Source organism: Halomonas dongshanensis, from assembly GCF_024790395.1.
Lineage (GTDB): Bacteria > Pseudomonadota > Gammaproteobacteria > Pseudomonadales > Halomonadaceae > Vreelandella > Vreelandella dongshanensis.
Genome location: NZ_JAJISC010000007.1, coordinates 197,036 through 211,421 on the forward strand (window position 1 = coordinate 197,036; position 14,386 = coordinate 211,421).

Genomic DNA, 14,386 nt, shown 5'->3' on the forward strand with positions numbered 1-14,386 from the left:
GTTCTGCTTATAATGGACGCCCGCCCGCCAAGCTAACCCGTCGCATATCACGAACTTGGTTTTCATCGAACGCCGAACGGTAGTGGGCGGTAGCGCGGTTATCCCACAGCACCACATCACCGACTTCCCAGCGGTGCTCATAGCGGTGTTGGGGGGTGAAAAGGTGCGCACGCAGCTCCTCGATCAGCGCCCTGCCCGAGGCGTAATCAAGCTCGGGAATTTCCACTTCGGTTGCCTCGCCAAGGAACAGCAGACGTTTCCCCGATTCGGGATGGGTCGTCACCAGCGGATGGGGATGCGCTTCGCCCTTGGGCGGGTTGTTGGGCTCGCGATAGAGCGGACGCGAGGCATCGCGATTGACGAAGGGGTTATAGGTAATCAGGGATAGCGATTCGATTGCCCGCTGGGTATCCGGAGAAAGATTTTCCCAGCCGAGATTGAGGTTGTACCAGTGCGTATCGCCACCGCTGGTGGGAATTTGGCGTGCATAGAGCGCTGATGCTTTGGATGGCCGGGGCGTCCAGTGATGATCGACGTGCGCGGATAGCTCGCCGTTACCCGTATAGCCTCCTTTGACGTTGGATACCTTGACGATATCGGGGGTAAAGCCCTGATCGTTGGTCGCCAGCACGGGGATATGGCCAGGTGGCCGGAACACATCACCGAAGTAGGTTATGGCATCGAAGAGCTGCGCATCGCTCAGGCGCTGCCCTTTGAAGATGAGTACATGATGCGCTTGCCACGCCTGAGTGAGCTTGTGAAAGTGCGCAGCCGAGAGCGGGCGGGAAAGATCGATTCCTTCGACGACCGCGCCCAACGCGCTTCCGGTTGGAGTAATCGTCAGCGGCTTGGGCAACGTCGAGGAAGGCGTAAGCGGTGGCGTGATGGCTGCAGTGGCTGTCGTGGTCATGGGTCGTGCTCCTATGGTGTATGGACTGTGGTGTATGGACTGTGGTGTATGGACTGTGGTGTATGGACTGTGGTGTATGGACTGTGGTGTGTGGACTATGGGGCTTAACGATCGTCGGTGGACGTCGAATCATTGAGATGGAAGGTATCGAGCAAGGCTTGGCGATAGGCCACGAACCGGCTATCGCTTCGCTGGCGCGGTCGTGGCAGATCGATATCGACGATTTGGACGGGAGACACCTCCTCGCCGCCCAGGATCACGATGCGATCAGCCAGATAAACCGCCTCCTCGATGTCGTGCGTCACCATCACCATGGTGATGGCCTGTTCGCGCCAGATACGTTCGAGCTCTTGCTGCATGCGAATTTTCTTCATCGCATCGAGCGCACCCAGCGGTTCGTCGAGCAGTAGGATGTCAGGGGAGATGGCAAGCCCACGGGCAATGCCTACCCGCTGCGCCATACCCCCCGAGAGTTGGCGAGGGTAAGCGTCGTAAAACGCCGTTAGCCCTACGATGTCGAGATAGTGGCGGGCTTTTTTGAGCGCCTGCGACTTACTTTCCCCGTTGAGTTCGAGCCCCATGGCGACGTTGGCCTCGACGCTAAGCCAGGGCAGCAGGCGAGGCTCTTGAAAGACCATGGCGCGCTCTGGGCCTACGCCGTGAATCGCCCGACCATTCAGCGTTATCGATCCGCTATCTGCCTGTTCAAGGCCCGCTAGAATCCGCAGGAGCGTGGTCTTACCCGAACCACTAGCGCCAATGATGGCAACGAACTCCCCCGGGGCGATCCCGAGATCGATGCCCTTCAGCACATCGAGTCGGCTATGTTGCAAAGCAAACGACTTACTCACCTGCTCAAGGTGTAAACCACGGGCGATGGCCGTCATCACTCACCTCCTAAACGATCTTGGCTCGAAGCGCCGTCGTTGAAGGCGTTCGTGGCAATGTCGCTCACCGTTAACGAGGCTGAGAGCGCGCCTTCACGGCTCAGTACGTCGAGCCAGTACTGAATATCGTGCTCGCTGAGCAGGGCATGTTCGCGCGTGCCATATCCGGCCCAATACGTGGCCAACTGCGGGTTTTCGTTACGCTGGGTTAAAAGCTCGGCAATGAGTTCACGCGCCTCGTTAGGATGTTCACGCGCCCAGTCGGCTGCACGACCCGACTGCGTAACCAGCGTGCGCACCGCGTCGGGGTGTCGTTCGACGAAGTCGCGCTCCATGGAGTAGGGGCTCAAGGTGATGTCGCCTAGCAGCGTGTAGTCATCGAACAGCGAGCGTACGCCGCCCTCCTCCTCCAACTGACCGGCAAACACGGTTTGCCAAGCCCCTACGGCGGCAACGTCGACCTGACCAGAGCGCAAGGTTTGTGCAAGCTGTGGTCCAGGAACGGCGACAAGGCGCACCGCATTGGCCGGAATGTCGTGCTGACGCAGATACTCGCGCACCACGTAGTCCAGATGACCGCCCAGGGTATTGACGGCAATCGTCTTGCCGACCAAATCCGCAGGCTCGCGCAGAGCGCTTTCATCGACGACGTAGAAGTGGCTTCTCACTGCGTCGTTGATGCCGCTCGCCGCCATGACGCTGACGATGTCGGCGCCGTTGGCAATGGCATTGATAGTGGCCGAGGTCGCCGCCCCTGCGATATCGATCGAGCCAGACGCCATGGCGAAGAGACTTTCCGGACCACCCTGGCTAAAGCCTTGCGAAGCTAGCGTGACGCCCTGCTCTTCGAGCCAGCCTTTGGCGGCGGCTATTTCGGTCGAGGAAATTTGTCCTCGGCTGCTCAAATAGCGCACGGTGACAGACTCCGATACGGCCTCATCAGCCAAGAGATAACTGGTAAAAAGGGTTGGGCTTGCCAGTAACCAGGCACTGGCCAATAGCACGGATGGTTTCATTCGTGGCTCTCGTCGTTGGGTATAAAAGGGGGAGTTTATGAATCGAGCGGTCAAGCGCCGCGCTTGCCTTCCCAGCGGCATAGCCTGCGCTGCAGCGCGACAAGCAGGTAGTTGGCGAGTAAGCCAAGCGCTGCCAGCAGGAATATGGCGGCGAACATTAGCGGCGTTTGAAAGTTGTACTGTGCATTCATCACCTGAAAGCCAATGCCTTGATTGGCACCGATCATTTCGGCGGCGACGAGCAGTAACAGCGTCGAGGTGGCACTCAGGCGAAGGCCAACGAAGATGGAGGGGATGGCGCTAGGCACCACGACACGGCGAAACACCTCCAGCCGTGAGGCTCCGAACACCCGCGCCATTTCGATCAGCTTGGCATCGGCTTGTCGAACCCCGGCAATGGTGTTCATCAAAAGCGGAAAGACCGACGCCCAGAAGATGACGAAGACCTTGGAAGCCTCGCCCAGCCCCAATAGCAAAATGAATACCGGATAGACCGCTAGCGCAGAGGTCTGGCGAAAGAGCTGCAAGATAGGATCGAGCGCCTGTTCGATGGCGCGAAAACTGCCCATGGCAAGTCCCAGCGGAATGGCGATCACGATCGATGCACCAAAGGCGATACCCGCACGCTGTAGGCTAATGCTGATATCACCGGCCAGGGCACCATGCCAAAGCGCGTGGTAAAGCGCCAAGGCAATACGGTCGAGCGGCGGAATCACCGCGGGGTTGAGCCAACCCAGTGAGCTTGCCAACTGCCACAGGCCGAAGAAGGCGATCAAAGCCACATACCGGCTGGAGTAGAGATTGATGCCCCGGCGCAGAGCCAATCTAGAGGGCGAAAAGACAAGGCTACCTGCGCTTGGCGCGTGGGTAGCCACGGAGGAAGATGCTTTTTTCATCGTCGCGGCCTCGGTGCAAGCAACAGCGTTGCGTTTATGAGACCTACACCCTAACCAACGACGATGTGCAGACTAACCATCGATTAATGCTAACGATATCGAGAAGGATATATTCGAAATACTGTATTCGAAGCATTGTTTTCGAAGTACTGGATACGACGTACTAGATACGAAGCACTGCTTGGCGGCAGCATACCGCCAAGCAGGAAAGGACAGCGCTCGACAGCCGCTTAGAACGCTTTGGGGAACATCATCTGCGGCAGGAAGAGGAACACGCTAGGCAGCAGAATCAGCGCGATGATCACGGCCAAAATCAAACCGATCAGCGGCAGCACCGCCATGAAGGCACGCGGCATCGACACCTCGCCAATTTGCGTGGCGATGAGCAGACAAATACCGTAAGGCGGCGTGATCAGCCCAAGCGTCAGCGAGAGGATGACTACCAGCCCCATGTGAATCTGGTTGATATCGGCCGCTAAGCACAGCCCCTGGATGATCGGCAGGAAGATGATCACCGCGGTAACCGGGCTCAAAACCGTTCCAATGACCAGCATGAAGCCCATCACCATCAGCATGATGCCGATCCGCGACTCGGTGACCGAGAGAATGAAGTTGGCGACCTCCTGAGCGATGCCCAAATAAGAGATCAACCAGCCCATGATACCGGCCGAGGCCACGGCAAACATCGGCAGCGAAAACGCCACGACCGAATCACTCAAAATGTTGGGGATACGGCGAAAGCGAATGGCGCGATAGAAGACGAAGGCAAGTAGCGCCCCGATCAGCACCGCCACGGCGGCGGCTTCTGTGGCGGTAAAGACGCCAAGGGTAATGCCACCGAGAATGATGATGGGAAGCAGCATCGGCGGCGCGGCCACCACGGCCGTTCGGCCCATCTGACCAAAGGAGAACTTCCCCGTGGCCTTGATGCCGTGGCGCTTGGCGACGTAGTAGACGTAGCCCATCTGCATGAGCCCGACGAGCACACCCGGCAGCACGCCGCCCATGAAGAGCGCGCCAACGGAGACGTTACCGAAAGCGCCATAGATGACCATCAAAATCGACGGTGGAATGATACCGCCAAGCACCGAGGAAGCCGCCGTAAGCGCTACGGCGAAAGGGGCTGGGTAGCCCGACTTCTTCATCGCCGGAATCAGCACCGCCCCGACGCTTGCGGTATCCGCCGCCGCCGAGCCTGAAAGGCTTGCGAACATCATCGAGACCATAACGTTGATATGGCCAAGCCCGCCGCGAATGTGCCCCACCGTGCTATCGGCAAAGCGCAAGAGCCGGTCGGTGATGCCCCCATCGTTCATCAACCGTCCGAGCAGCAGGAAAAAAGGCACCGCCAATAGCGGAAAGGAGTTGATGCTGGCGAACATCTGATTGACTACCGAAGTCAGCGGCAGTCCCAGCTGCATGATGGTAATGATCGACGCCAGCCCGATGGCGAAGGCGATCGGTACGCTCATGGCGATGAGCAACAAGAAGCTTCCGATCAGAGTAATCAAGGGGTTCATGAATCGCTGGCCTCGTTCGTGCTCGCCGTGCGTTGACCACGCAGCAGTGACTTGATGTCGTCGCGGATGACTTCGATGGAGAATAGGAGCATCGCAACGCCTGCAACCGGCATGGCCGCAAAAACGTACGCCATGGGCGTGCCAAGCGCTACCGACCGCCGGTGCCAGCCCATGTCGACCAGCACGTTGCCATGTACGATCAAAACGTAAATCACCGGCAAGCAGGCAATGCCACCAAACAGGCGCAGCGCCCGCTGAGTGACGGCGAAGCGCGAGGGGAAGACGTCGACGACGTAGTGCCGCCGCCGTCTTACCGCCACGGCAGCACCCAGGAACACCGCCCAAATGAAGCAGGCCATGGCAATCTCGTCGGTCCAGGAGACCGAGATCTTGAGGAAACTACGGGCCACCACCTGATAGAGCACCGTCAAAATGAAGACGGCGAAGAGGCTACCGGCGATGATCGTCAGTAGCCTTTCGAGCACATCGTTGAGCAATCGCATGCGTTCGTCCTTTTACCCCACGCCGCCCTGAGGGGCGGCGCGTAGCATCATCGGCTTAAAGGTCGCGAATCAGCTGGAGCAGATCGGTCAAACCGCGCTCCTCGGCGAACTCGTCGTGTAGCGGCAGAGCACGGTCGATGAAGGCCTGCTTATCGACCTCGCTTACGGTAACGCCCAGGTCTTCAAACTGCTGGATGAACTCGGCATCGTACTCTTCGCCCTTCTCGGTGCCGTACTCACCAGCGTGCTGCGCGGCCTGTAAGATGATTGCCTGATCCTCTTCCGAGAAGCGGTTGAAGCGATTCTCGCTGATAGAGATATGGCTCATCATGATCTGGTGTTCGGTTTTGGCGTGATACGGCGCCACTTCGTAGAGACGGCTGGAGAAGTAGCCGCTGATGGTGCTTTCGAAAGCGCCGACGACACCGGTCTGCATGCCGGTGTAGATTTCGGTCCAGGGCAGCGAGGTCGTCAGTGCGCCATAGGCCTGCCACATATCCGCATCCAAACGCGAGCCGGTGACGCGCATCTTGACGCCCTCAAGATCGGAAGGCTCGGTGACCGGGCCTTCGTTGCTGCTCAGGTTGCGGGTACCGCCGCCGGTCAGGCTCAGAAGCTTGAGGCCCACACCGGCGTCGGTAACGGCATTGTCGAAGTAGTCGAATACCGGTGAATCAGACGCTGTCGCCGCGCGAAACGCATCCATGTCTTCGAACAGGTAGTTCAAGCTGAATATCTCGAACGCCGGTACATAGGGAGAGGCGTTCATCACCCCACCAATGATCATGTCGGTGGTACCGATGCGGATCTCATCGATCATGGTTTGGTCATTGCCGAGTTGGCCGCCCGGAAAGATCTGCACGGTAATGCGGTTATCGGTAGCCTCTTCGACCTCGGCCTTGAAGGCCTCGGCGGCATCGACCCAGGGGTGCGGCGCACTGACCACGGTACCCAGGCGGAGGGTTTCGGCAAGCGCAGGTGTTGCACTAGTAAGCGCTGCTGCGCCAAGAAGAGCCAATCCAGTGAGGGAGCGTTTCGTCATGGGGGAGTTCCTTTTTTTAGATCGTTTATAGGGACACAGCGTTAAGGAGCAAGGGTAAACGTACGTTTCGCTCAGACGTTGGCAACCGGTTCGCCCAAGGTGTGCATTAGGCGATTGGCCCAGCCGAACAGGGTCGTTGAGAGGGTGAGATCGAGAATCTCCTGCTCATCGAGTCCCACGTCGCGTAGGCGCTGAATATCGTCCTGGCTGACGTTGGGTGGCGTTTCCGAGAGGCGCATGGCAAAACGCAAAATGGCCCGGGTACGCTCGTCGAGCTCGGCGTCCTTGCCGCGCAGGAAAATATCCTTCATGACGGCATCGTCGCCGACGATGTTGTTGTAACGGTGGGCATGCACCGCCGCGCAGTAGATGCAGCGGTTGACCACCGAGGCCGCCACGGCGCCGAGCTCGCGCTCCTCGCGCGAAAGCCCGCCCTTGTCGTACATGATGCCGTTGAACAGTGAGGTGCGAATGCGCAGCGACTCGGGGTCGTGGGCCAGCACCAGCACGTAATCGGAAATTTTGGTGTTCGACGGCGTCTCTTTGAGCGCCTCGCGCTGAGCATCCGTGGCGTTGTCGAAATCGATCGGCGTGACGTAGGGGCGCCAAGTAGGAATACGCGTGGTGAACTTGTGAATGACCCGGCTCATTTTGCTTCTCCCATGACGCTCAACACGGCAGTCACGCGCAGCTGATAGTTGGTGAAAGCCACAAGTCCCGCCAAACGCACGATATCCGCCTCTTCGACCTCAGCTTGACGCAGAGCACCGATGTCGGCCTTGGTGGCCTCTTTTGGCGAGCGCGTGACGAGATCGACGTAGGCCACTATGGCGGCCAAGCGCGGCTCGCTGGTTTCCGGTATTACCTCAGGATCGGCGAGTAGCGCGATGTGCTCATCGCCATAGCTCGAAAGCAACGTGGCGTAGTGTTTCTCTAGCCCCGCTTGATGGCAGATGCGCGCCATGCGGCAGGCCAGCGCCGCGCGCAGCGCCAGCGGTACGCCACCCGGATCACTCGGCGTTAGCGCCGCGTCGTGGGAATCCTGGGTCAACGCCATCAGTTTGCCGCGCATGGCCAGCGCATCCGCCAGCGGTCCGCTCTGGGGCACATGGGCTGCGGTTTCGATCACGTGGGTCATCGGGGTGCCTTTTGTTGAAGTGTCTGATCGGGGCAGCTTGGCAACGGCGAGGCGGTCCACTCATCACCCTGAAGCTCAGGGGCGTCATAATCCTGAAGTGTCTGCCAGTGCGCGGCGATATCCTGCTGATAGAACTGGGCCGCAATCGCACCAGCCAGCCAGCTTGCGCCTTCGCTGATGCCGGGAATGTCACCGCTCACCTTACCCAGGCTGACCGATGCGCCGTAGTTGAAGCAGTGGATGTTGCCAAGCCAAGGGGCGGTGCCGGGCTCGCGCTCTTGAAAGGCGAAGTCGCGCCCCACGTAGGGAAACTTACCCAGCTCTTCGTGAGCGAGCTCCTCCGGTGGCTGATAGCAGTCGCGCCATAGAAGGATACGGTCGGCGTAACCGGCAAGCTCGGTGCGCGCCAGCGGGTCGATCTGAAAGCCGGTACCGAGGATCAGGAAATCGCCGCGCACCTCGCCCTGACGCGTGGTAACGACCACCTCACTCCCCTCCATGCGCACAGCCTCGATACCGCATTCGAAGTGGAAGTAGGCGTTTTCATGCTGGCTTACGCGCAGGGTGGAGCCCCGCGGTGGCGGCGTCTGGGTGATGAAGGAGTAGTGCATCAGCCGCCACCGCCAGGCGTCCGGCAGGCTAGCGTAACCATGGGTGAAACCAAACGAGCCGATGCCCATCATCTTGTTGATGGTGGGCATTTGGGCACGGCGAATCAAAAAGCGCACGTTGCTCGCGCCGTGCTCCAGCGCCTCGGCGGCGTTGTCGATGGCGGAGGCACCCACGCCCACCACGAGGACGCGCTTGCCTTCGAGGGCGTTGAAGTCGATGTCATCGGCAGTATGCGCCCAGGCCGTACGCGGCAGCGCATCGACGAAGTCGGGGATTTTGGGCGCGCCGGTGCCCTCGCGCCCGGTGGCCATGACCAGTTTACGGGTCAGCACGCTCTGGCGCTCTGCCCCGGGGCCTGAAAGCTCGAGTTTGAGCAGCTCGCCCTCGGGCGTCACATGCTCGACGTTGACCTCGTTCTCCACCGGCAGCGCCAACACCTCACGGTACCAGCGCAGGTAGTCCATCCACATCGGACGTGGAATCTTATCCAGTGCCTCCCAGGCATCGACCCCGAACTGGGCCTCGTACCAGGCGCGAAAGGTGAGCGAAGCATGACCGTAGCTCGGCCCCGGCAGGGTCTTGGGCGAGCGCAGGGTTTCCATGCGCGCGTAGTTCACCCAGGGGCCTTCACGACCCGCCGGATTGCGATCGAAGATACGGATATTGCGAATACCGCCTGAGAGCAGCGCAAAGGCAGCCACCAACCCACACTGGCCGCCACCCACGATCACCACGTCGTGCACGTGCTGGCCGTCGTCGGCAGTGTGCGTCGGCACCCAGTTGTTGGGCGGCAGATTCAGGCAGGCAAGATCGAAGCGCACGCGCTCGTTAAGGGCCTCAAGCCCGGCTCCCGAAAGCGTGGGAGAAGATATCGTCATGGCGTCATCTCACGCTGGCTCTGCATGGCCTGCTCAGCTTCACTGGGCCACCAGAACCAACGAATCGGTGCATCGGAGCAAGTAATATCACCCGGCAGGTCGGCTCGTGTGGCCAACTCGACGAGTTCCCGCGCTTGGCTGAACGGGTCTTCGCTGCCAGGGGAAGCCATAGCGGCTGATGAAGGTGCCATCAAAAGCTCATCGAGCGTGGTGGCGTTAGCGCGCGCAGAAACGGCCTTAACTAAGGCATCATCGACCGACCAAACGCCCGAGGCCTCGTCCACCTTGTAGAGCTTCATCAATACCGCCGCATGGCGTGCAATGAATTCTACTGCCGATATTACATAGTTAGCCGTCTCATTGCTAAAAAAGTAATGAAATCCAAGTCTTACCCAGCCAGGACGATATAAGCTTCTGCCTTTTTGGACTAAAGACTCATGCTCCAAGGCAGTATTGTCGTCTATATCGAGCAAGGTGTGACCATAGGGGCCGGCACAAGAGCAGCCGCCACGAGCCTGAATGCCGAACATATCGTTAAGCATGGCAACGATAAGGTTATGGTGCACTTCGCGCTCGCCCGCGCGCACGTTGAAAGAGAAAATCGACAACCGTGGAGCGTCGCGCGGCCCAAGCAGGGTTAGATTATCCAGGCGCGACCAGCGCTCGAGCGCCGTGGCGGCAAGCTCGATCTCGCGCGCTTCGATATTCGCCTCACCGATGAGCGCTTTTACCTTGAAGGCCAGCCCCGCCCGGATATTGCCCAGAATATCCGGCGTACCGCCCTCCTCGCGGCGCTGCACATCACTGACGTAGCGATGTCCATTCGCGGTCACATAGGAAACCGTGCCGCCTCCGGCAACGCCGGGTACGGTGTTTTGACACAGCGCGCGCCGTATCACCAAAACGCCCGAGCTCCCCGGCCCACCCACGAACTTGTGCGGCGACACGAAAATGGCATCCAGATGATCCCCCTGCCCCGTGCCCGCCATATCGATGGCAACGTACGGGCCGCTCGCCGCGTAATCGAACAGCGCGATACCGCCAAACTCGTGAACGAGACGCGCAATGGCGGCCACATCACTCTTGACGCCGGTGACGTTGGAGGCCGCCGAAAATGCCGCGATCACGCGTCGGTCACGGTGGCGTGCAAGAGCTTCTTCGAGCGCGCCGAGGTCGATCATACCGCGTTCATCGAGGGAAATACGCACGACATCGGCATGGCACTCGCGCCAAACCAGCTCGTTGGAGTGGTGCTCGTAGGGGCCAATTAGAATGATGGGCTTGTCGTCGTCCTGCACCGCCTCGTCACGGCGGCGCAGCCCGAGCATTTTCCAACAGCGGTCGATGGCGGCGGTGGCGCCCGCACCGGCGAAGATCACGGCGTAGTCGTCATTGGCGCCTACGGCCTTGGCGATCTGGCGGCGAGCATCTTCGCGCAGGCGCGTGGTGATACGCCCGGTGTAAGAGGTTTCGGTGTGTGTATTGGCATAAAAGGGCAAGACATCGCGGCGGATGGCGTCTTCGATCAAGCCAAGCGCGCGGCCCGAAGCGGTGTAGTCGGCATAGATAAGCGGCCGCGGGCCGAAAGGACCTTCGATGGGCTGGCCCTCGCCCATCACGTCGTCGGCGAGTCGCGCCATCCAGTCAGCGCTGGTCGAGGGGCAGTTCTGTGGTTTTCTTGACTTGTTCCATGGAGAAGCAGGATGTGACATTGCTGAGCTCTATTCTCGCGATGAGTCTTTTATAGAAAGCGTCGTAGGCAGCGTTGTCGCGGGTGATGACCTTGAGCAAGTAATCGAACTCACCGGCCAAGCGGTTCACTTCCATGATCTCGGGGAAGGACTGGACTACGTCCTGAAACGCGTCCAACCAGGCCTGACTATGCTTGTCGGTTTTGATCATCACGAAGACGGTCAGGCCAAGATCGAGCTTGCCAGGGTTCAACACGGCAATGCGTTTCTCGATCACGCCCTCTTTCTCCAAGCGCTGAATACGGCGCCAGCAGGGGGTAACGGAAAGCCCGACCTTCTCGGCTAGCTGCGCAATAGATACGCTATCATCGCGCTGGAGCTGTTCAAGAATTTTTAAATCAAAGCGATCAACTAGCAAAATTTTTTCTCACATAGAAAAAATGGGGATTTTTATTCTTAATACGATACCTTTTTTATCAGCATTCGGAATAATTTTTCAGCGTCTTTGAGCACTCTTCTGATTTCATCCTGCCACTAAACGCCAGAAGGGCCAGCAATGCTGACCCTTTATACTTGGTTACTCATTCATCTAACGTTGGCTTAGTCGCCTGAGCCATTCCCTAGAACAGCGGGCGCCATACCCAGGCGCCCGATGCCCGGTAGTTTGAGCGCCAGGCGTTTGAGGTCTACGCCAAGGCTCATGCCAAGCAGGTTGATTTCGATGCCCTCCTCCCAAGCCACCAGGATACCTAGCACCCCTTCAATGGAGAGCTGATAGCCACTGCCACTTGGCGTGGGCGCAATGACGCTACCGAAGAGATAGTCCTTCCCCACTGCGGTCACCGGCAGCGCCACGTCGAAGCCTTCGACCTCGCGCGCGACCCAGGCAACGAACGTATTGCTGTTGGGCCCCGGCCATACGCGGTAACGCTCGGCACTGGGGTAGCGCGCAACGGCCTCTTCGATCTGGGGAATCAGCGCCGCTGCGCGTTCGCCGCGATAATCGGCAAGCAGAATTGGCGCGCTGCCGAACCAGGCGCGGTCGGGCGTATCGTTGGCCAGCACCACGGTGGGCTGGCGCCAGCCCATGACTTGATAGAGCCGGTAGCTCGTATCGCCTTCCGCCTTTATCGCAATCCACGGATGCACGCCAAACGCACCGCGCCAGTTATAGGCGGGCGCTGCGTAGACTTGAATGACGGCTTCTTGGGTATCCGTGGCCAGTGGCGCAAGCCCTGCTGAGGTGCGATCCAGCGACGACCAGTGGGCATCGGTCACCACCGCGCCGCTCGTCAACAGCCACACCGGCCCAGCGAGCAGCAGGGCCAGCAGCAGAATAAGAAAGAGAAAACCGCGCAGGAGTGTCTTGATCATTCGGCGGCGTGGCCATCCATCAAGCATGGCGATGAGGCGAGTTCCTGGTCGCTGCGGTCCTCTTCATCGAGCATCTGAAGTAGACGCTCGCGCAGCAGCGGCAGGTGAGAGTGTTCGAGCTGGCGCGTGGCGGTCAGTAGCGTCAGCGTGCCTTGGCGTGCGTGACGCAGTAGCGGCACTAGAAGCTCGGGCGCCTCTTTCAGCTCAAGCCGATAGCGCGTGTTGAAGGAGGCTTCGCTAATCGCCTCGCTGTGATACGCTCGGCGCAATGCCGACGAGGGCGCCGCCTGACGATACCAATCGGTCAGCGCCAGCGCATCGCGCGGCTTGCCGCGTGGCCAAAGCCTATCCACCAGCACCCGAGCCCCATCACTCGACTCCGCTGCCGCGTACACGCGCTTGAGTTTGATCTCGTAACCCATACCACTTCCCTGCTTACAAACGGCTATATCCAGCGAGTGCAACGCTGCATTCGTCCAACGTTCAAGCGCTAGTGTGAAGCAAAAAAGGGGAGCAAGGCAAAGGAAAGTCAGTAGCGGGAGAAAGGCTTTTTCGCCCCAGGCAGAACCAACTGAGAACATCAAAGGGGGTAAAGGAGGATAAAAATGCTAGAGCAGAAATGGAGGCGGCCTCAAAAGCCACATCCCGGCACACGCGACCACCACTACCGTTGCTCCCTTCCGGGCCTGGCGGGGTTCGCAGTTTTGCGTTGCGGGAGGACCTAAGAGGCCACCATAGCAGCATTCAAAAGACGTACTCGAATGCTTAGCTGTCGGTGATGTGGTGGCTACGCCCTGATTTGAACAGGGGACCCCATCATTATGAGTGATGTGCTCTAACCAGCTGAGCTACGTAGCCTTTCCGACATCAGCGGGGGCAGATTATGCCTATGCCGTGAGCAAAAGGCAAGGCCGAAACGCGCCTGTTTCTACTCACGGCCAGTGGGCTAACCTGCTCTTTCCAGGTGCTTATTCGTCGAGCGCTTCACGAACCGCAGCCAGGCCCTCTTCGCCGTCGCGGGTGGTCACACCCTCGAGCCAGCGAACCACGACGTCGTCGTGGGCGGCTAAGTAGGCGCGGGCGGCGTCTTCGGGTGCTTCGCCGTCATCCATGATAGTACCCATCAGCTCGTTTTCCATTTCGAGCGTGAAGGTCATGTTTTCGAGCAGCCGCCCTACGTTGGGGCACTCGTCGACGAAGCCTTGGCGCGTGTTGGTGTAGACGGTGGCGCCTCCCAAATCAGGCCCGAAGTAGTCGTCGGCCCCAGAAAGATAGGCCATATCGAAGCGCGTGTTCATGGGGTGCGGCTCCCAGCCGAGAAAGACCATCCACTCCTCGTTGGGCGCGCGCGTGCTCAGCTCGGCGAGCATACCGGCTTCGCTGGAATCGACAACCTGCCAGTCGCCCAGACCAAAGGCGTCATCGTCGATCATCTGCTGGATCAGCTCGTTGCCGTCGTTGCCCGCCTCGATGCCATGAATGTTATGGCCAAAGCGCTCGGCGTTGGCGGCCAGGTCCTCCACCGACGTCACGCCTGCATCATAGACGTACTGCGGCACCGCCAGGGTGTACTTGGCCCCTTCCAGGTTAGCGACCAGGCGCTCTACTTCGCCGCGCTCGACGTAGGGGTCGCTGATCGATGCCATAGAGGGCACCCAATTACCCAGGAAGACATCGAAATCGTCGTTGCGCATACCCGCGTAGGCGATGGGTACCGAAACGGTGTTGATACTGGTGCGATACCCCAGCGCATCCATGACCTGGCTTGCCAGCGCCGTTGTTGCCGTGATGTCGGTCCAGCCTACTTCGGCAAAGCGGATAGTGCCGCACTCATCGGCTTGGGCGGTCGCGGCCGAAGCGGCCAACAGCAGTACGCTCATACGTGATAAAGGACGAAGACTCATGTTCACTCCCTGGCG

Annotated in this window: 15 protein-coding genes, 1 tRNA gene and 1 other RNA gene; all 17 read right to left on the bottom strand. The window is 59.5% G+C overall.

The genetic code is table 11. The features are described 5' to 3' along the window. Window positions 1-7: 7 nt before the first annotated feature. The 17 genes from LLY24_RS15435 to LLY24_RS15515 all read right to left on the bottom strand — a co-directional run bounded on the left by LLY24_RS15435 (window position 8) and on the right by LLY24_RS15515 (window position 14,371). Window positions 8-910: a TauD/TfdA dioxygenase family protein gene (locus LLY24_RS15435; protein ID WP_259037188.1), complete on the bottom strand. Its 903-nt coding sequence runs from the start codon at window positions 908-910 to the stop codon at window positions 8-10. A gap of 104 nt (window positions 911-1,014) precedes the next feature. Further along, the gene (locus LLY24_RS15440; RefSeq protein WP_259037189.1) at window positions 1,015-1,797 is read right to left on the bottom strand and encodes an ABC transporter ATP-binding protein; all 783 of its coding nucleotides are present in this window, start codon (window positions 1,795-1,797) and stop codon (window positions 1,015-1,017) included. Continuing rightward, a complete protein-coding gene (locus LLY24_RS15445; RefSeq protein WP_259037190.1) occupies window positions 1,797-2,813 on the bottom strand; it encodes an ABC transporter substrate-binding protein in 1,017 nt (338 codons plus the stop codon). Before LLY24_RS15445 ends, LLY24_RS15440 begins: the two co-directional genes overlap by 1 nt. Window positions 2,814-2,863: 50 nt before the next feature. Further along, complete coding sequence (locus LLY24_RS15450; protein WP_259037191.1) at window positions 2,864-3,709, bottom strand: ABC transporter permease; 846 nt, start codon at window positions 3,707-3,709, stop codon at window positions 2,864-2,866. 230 nt (window positions 3,710-3,939) lie between these two features. Further along, window positions 3,940-5,229: a TRAP transporter large permease gene (locus tag LLY24_RS15455; RefSeq protein WP_259037192.1), complete on the bottom strand. Its 1,290-nt coding sequence runs from the start codon at window positions 5,227-5,229 to the stop codon at window positions 3,940-3,942. After that, window positions 5,226-5,732: a TRAP transporter small permease gene (locus LLY24_RS15460; RefSeq protein WP_259037193.1), complete on the bottom strand. Its 507-nt coding sequence runs from the start codon at window positions 5,730-5,732 to the stop codon at window positions 5,226-5,228. Before LLY24_RS15460 ends, LLY24_RS15455 begins: the two co-directional genes overlap by 4 nt. Window positions 5,733-5,787: 55 nt before the next feature. After that, a complete protein-coding gene (locus LLY24_RS15465; RefSeq protein WP_259037194.1) occupies window positions 5,788-6,774 on the bottom strand; it encodes a TRAP transporter substrate-binding protein in 987 nt (328 codons plus the stop codon). A gap of 71 nt (window positions 6,775-6,845) precedes the next feature. Beyond that, window positions 6,846-7,424 carry a peroxidase-related enzyme gene (locus LLY24_RS15470; RefSeq protein WP_259037195.1) on the bottom strand — a complete coding sequence of 193 codons (579 nt, stop codon included), beginning with the start codon at window positions 7,422-7,424 and terminating at the stop codon, window positions 6,846-6,848. Beyond that, window positions 7,421-7,912 (bottom strand): CMD domain-containing protein, encoded by a 492-nt coding sequence (locus LLY24_RS15475; RefSeq protein WP_259037196.1) that lies wholly within the window; start codon window positions 7,910-7,912, stop codon window positions 7,421-7,423. The genes LLY24_RS15470 and LLY24_RS15475 overlap by 4 nt, the downstream gene beginning before the upstream one ends. After that, a complete protein-coding gene (locus tag LLY24_RS15480; RefSeq protein WP_259037197.1) occupies window positions 7,909-9,402 on the bottom strand; it encodes an NAD(P)-binding domain-containing protein in 1,494 nt (497 codons plus the stop codon). Before LLY24_RS15480 ends, LLY24_RS15475 begins: the two co-directional genes overlap by 4 nt. Next, window positions 9,399-11,042: an aminotransferase class V-fold PLP-dependent enzyme gene (locus LLY24_RS15485; protein ID WP_259037198.1), complete on the bottom strand. Its 1,644-nt coding sequence runs from the start codon at window positions 11,040-11,042 to the stop codon at window positions 9,399-9,401. Before LLY24_RS15485 ends, LLY24_RS15480 begins: the two co-directional genes overlap by 4 nt. A gap of 4 nt (window positions 11,043-11,046) precedes the next feature. After that, window positions 11,047-11,511, bottom strand: coding sequence for an Lrp/AsnC family transcriptional regulator (locus LLY24_RS15490; RefSeq protein WP_259037199.1), 465 nt, complete (start codon window positions 11,509-11,511; stop codon window positions 11,047-11,049). Window positions 11,512-11,693: 182 nt separating this feature from the next. Continuing rightward, a complete protein-coding gene (locus LLY24_RS15495) occupies window positions 11,694-12,467 on the bottom strand; it encodes a DUF3750 domain-containing protein (protein ID WP_259037200.1) in 774 nt (257 codons plus the stop codon). Next, complete coding sequence (locus tag LLY24_RS15500) at window positions 12,464-12,889, bottom strand: DUF488 domain-containing protein (RefSeq protein WP_259037201.1); 426 nt, start codon at window positions 12,887-12,889, stop codon at window positions 12,464-12,466. The genes LLY24_RS15495 and LLY24_RS15500 overlap by 4 nt, the downstream gene beginning before the upstream one ends. Before the next feature lie 207 nt (window positions 12,890-13,096). Next, window positions 13,097-13,193, bottom strand: an RNA gene (ffs, locus tag LLY24_RS15505) — signal recognition particle sRNA small type. A 55-nt stretch (window positions 13,194-13,248) separates the two neighbouring features. After that, window positions 13,249-13,325, bottom strand: a tRNA-Met gene (locus tag LLY24_RS15510). 110 nt (window positions 13,326-13,435) lie between these two features. Beyond that, window positions 13,436-14,371 (bottom strand): choline ABC transporter substrate-binding protein, encoded by a 936-nt coding sequence (locus LLY24_RS15515; RefSeq protein ID WP_427854569.1) that lies wholly within the window; start codon window positions 14,369-14,371, stop codon window positions 13,436-13,438. Window positions 14,372-14,386 lie beyond the last annotated feature (15 nt).

Excerpts from the sequence above, each read along its gene's own strand:
- LLY24_RS15455 (WP_259037192.1), bottom strand. The coding sequence starts at position 5,229 with ATGAACCCCTTGATTACTCTGATCGGAAGCTTCTTGTTGCTCATCGCC.
- LLY24_RS15480 (WP_259037197.1), bottom strand. The coding sequence starts at position 9,402 with ATGACGATATCTTCTCCCACGCTTTCGGGAGCCGGGCTTGAGGCCCTT.
- LLY24_RS15450 (WP_259037191.1), bottom strand. The coding sequence starts at position 3,709 with ATGAAAAAAGCATCTTCCTCCGTGGCTACCCACGCGCCAAGCGCAGGT.
- LLY24_RS15475 (WP_259037196.1), bottom strand. The coding sequence starts at position 7,912 with ATGACCCACGTGATCGAAACCGCAGCCCATGTGCCCCAGAGCGGACCG.
- LLY24_RS15515 (WP_427854569.1), bottom strand. The coding sequence starts at position 14,371 with ATGAGTCTTCGTCCTTTATCACGTATGAGCGTACTGCTGTTGGCCGCT.
- LLY24_RS15465 (WP_259037194.1), bottom strand. The coding sequence starts at position 6,774 with ATGACGAAACGCTCCCTCACTGGATTGGCTCTTCTTGGCGCAGCAGCG.
- LLY24_RS15495 (WP_259037200.1), bottom strand. The coding sequence starts at position 12,467 with ATGATCAAGACACTCCTGCGCGGTTTTCTCTTTCTTATTCTGCTGCTG.
- LLY24_RS15435 (WP_259037188.1), bottom strand. The coding sequence starts at position 910 with ATGACCACGACAGCCACTGCAGCCATCACGCCACCGCTTACGCCTTCC.
- LLY24_RS15470 (WP_259037195.1), bottom strand. The coding sequence starts at position 7,424 with ATGAGCCGGGTCATTCACAAGTTCACCACGCGTATTCCTACTTGGCGC.
- LLY24_RS15500 (WP_259037201.1), bottom strand. The coding sequence starts at position 12,889 with ATGGGTTACGAGATCAAACTCAAGCGCGTGTACGCGGCAGCGGAGTCG.
- LLY24_RS15460 (WP_259037193.1), bottom strand. The coding sequence starts at position 5,732 with ATGCGATTGCTCAACGATGTGCTCGAAAGGCTACTGACGATCATCGCC.
- LLY24_RS15485 (WP_259037198.1), bottom strand. The coding sequence starts at position 11,042 with ATGGCGCGACTCGCCGACGACGTGATGGGCGAGGGCCAGCCCATCGAA.
- LLY24_RS15440 (WP_259037189.1), bottom strand. The coding sequence starts at position 1,797 with ATGACGGCCATCGCCCGTGGTTTACACCTTGAGCAGGTGAGTAAGTCG.
- LLY24_RS15445 (WP_259037190.1), bottom strand. The coding sequence starts at position 2,813 with ATGAAACCATCCGTGCTATTGGCCAGTGCCTGGTTACTGGCAAGCCCA.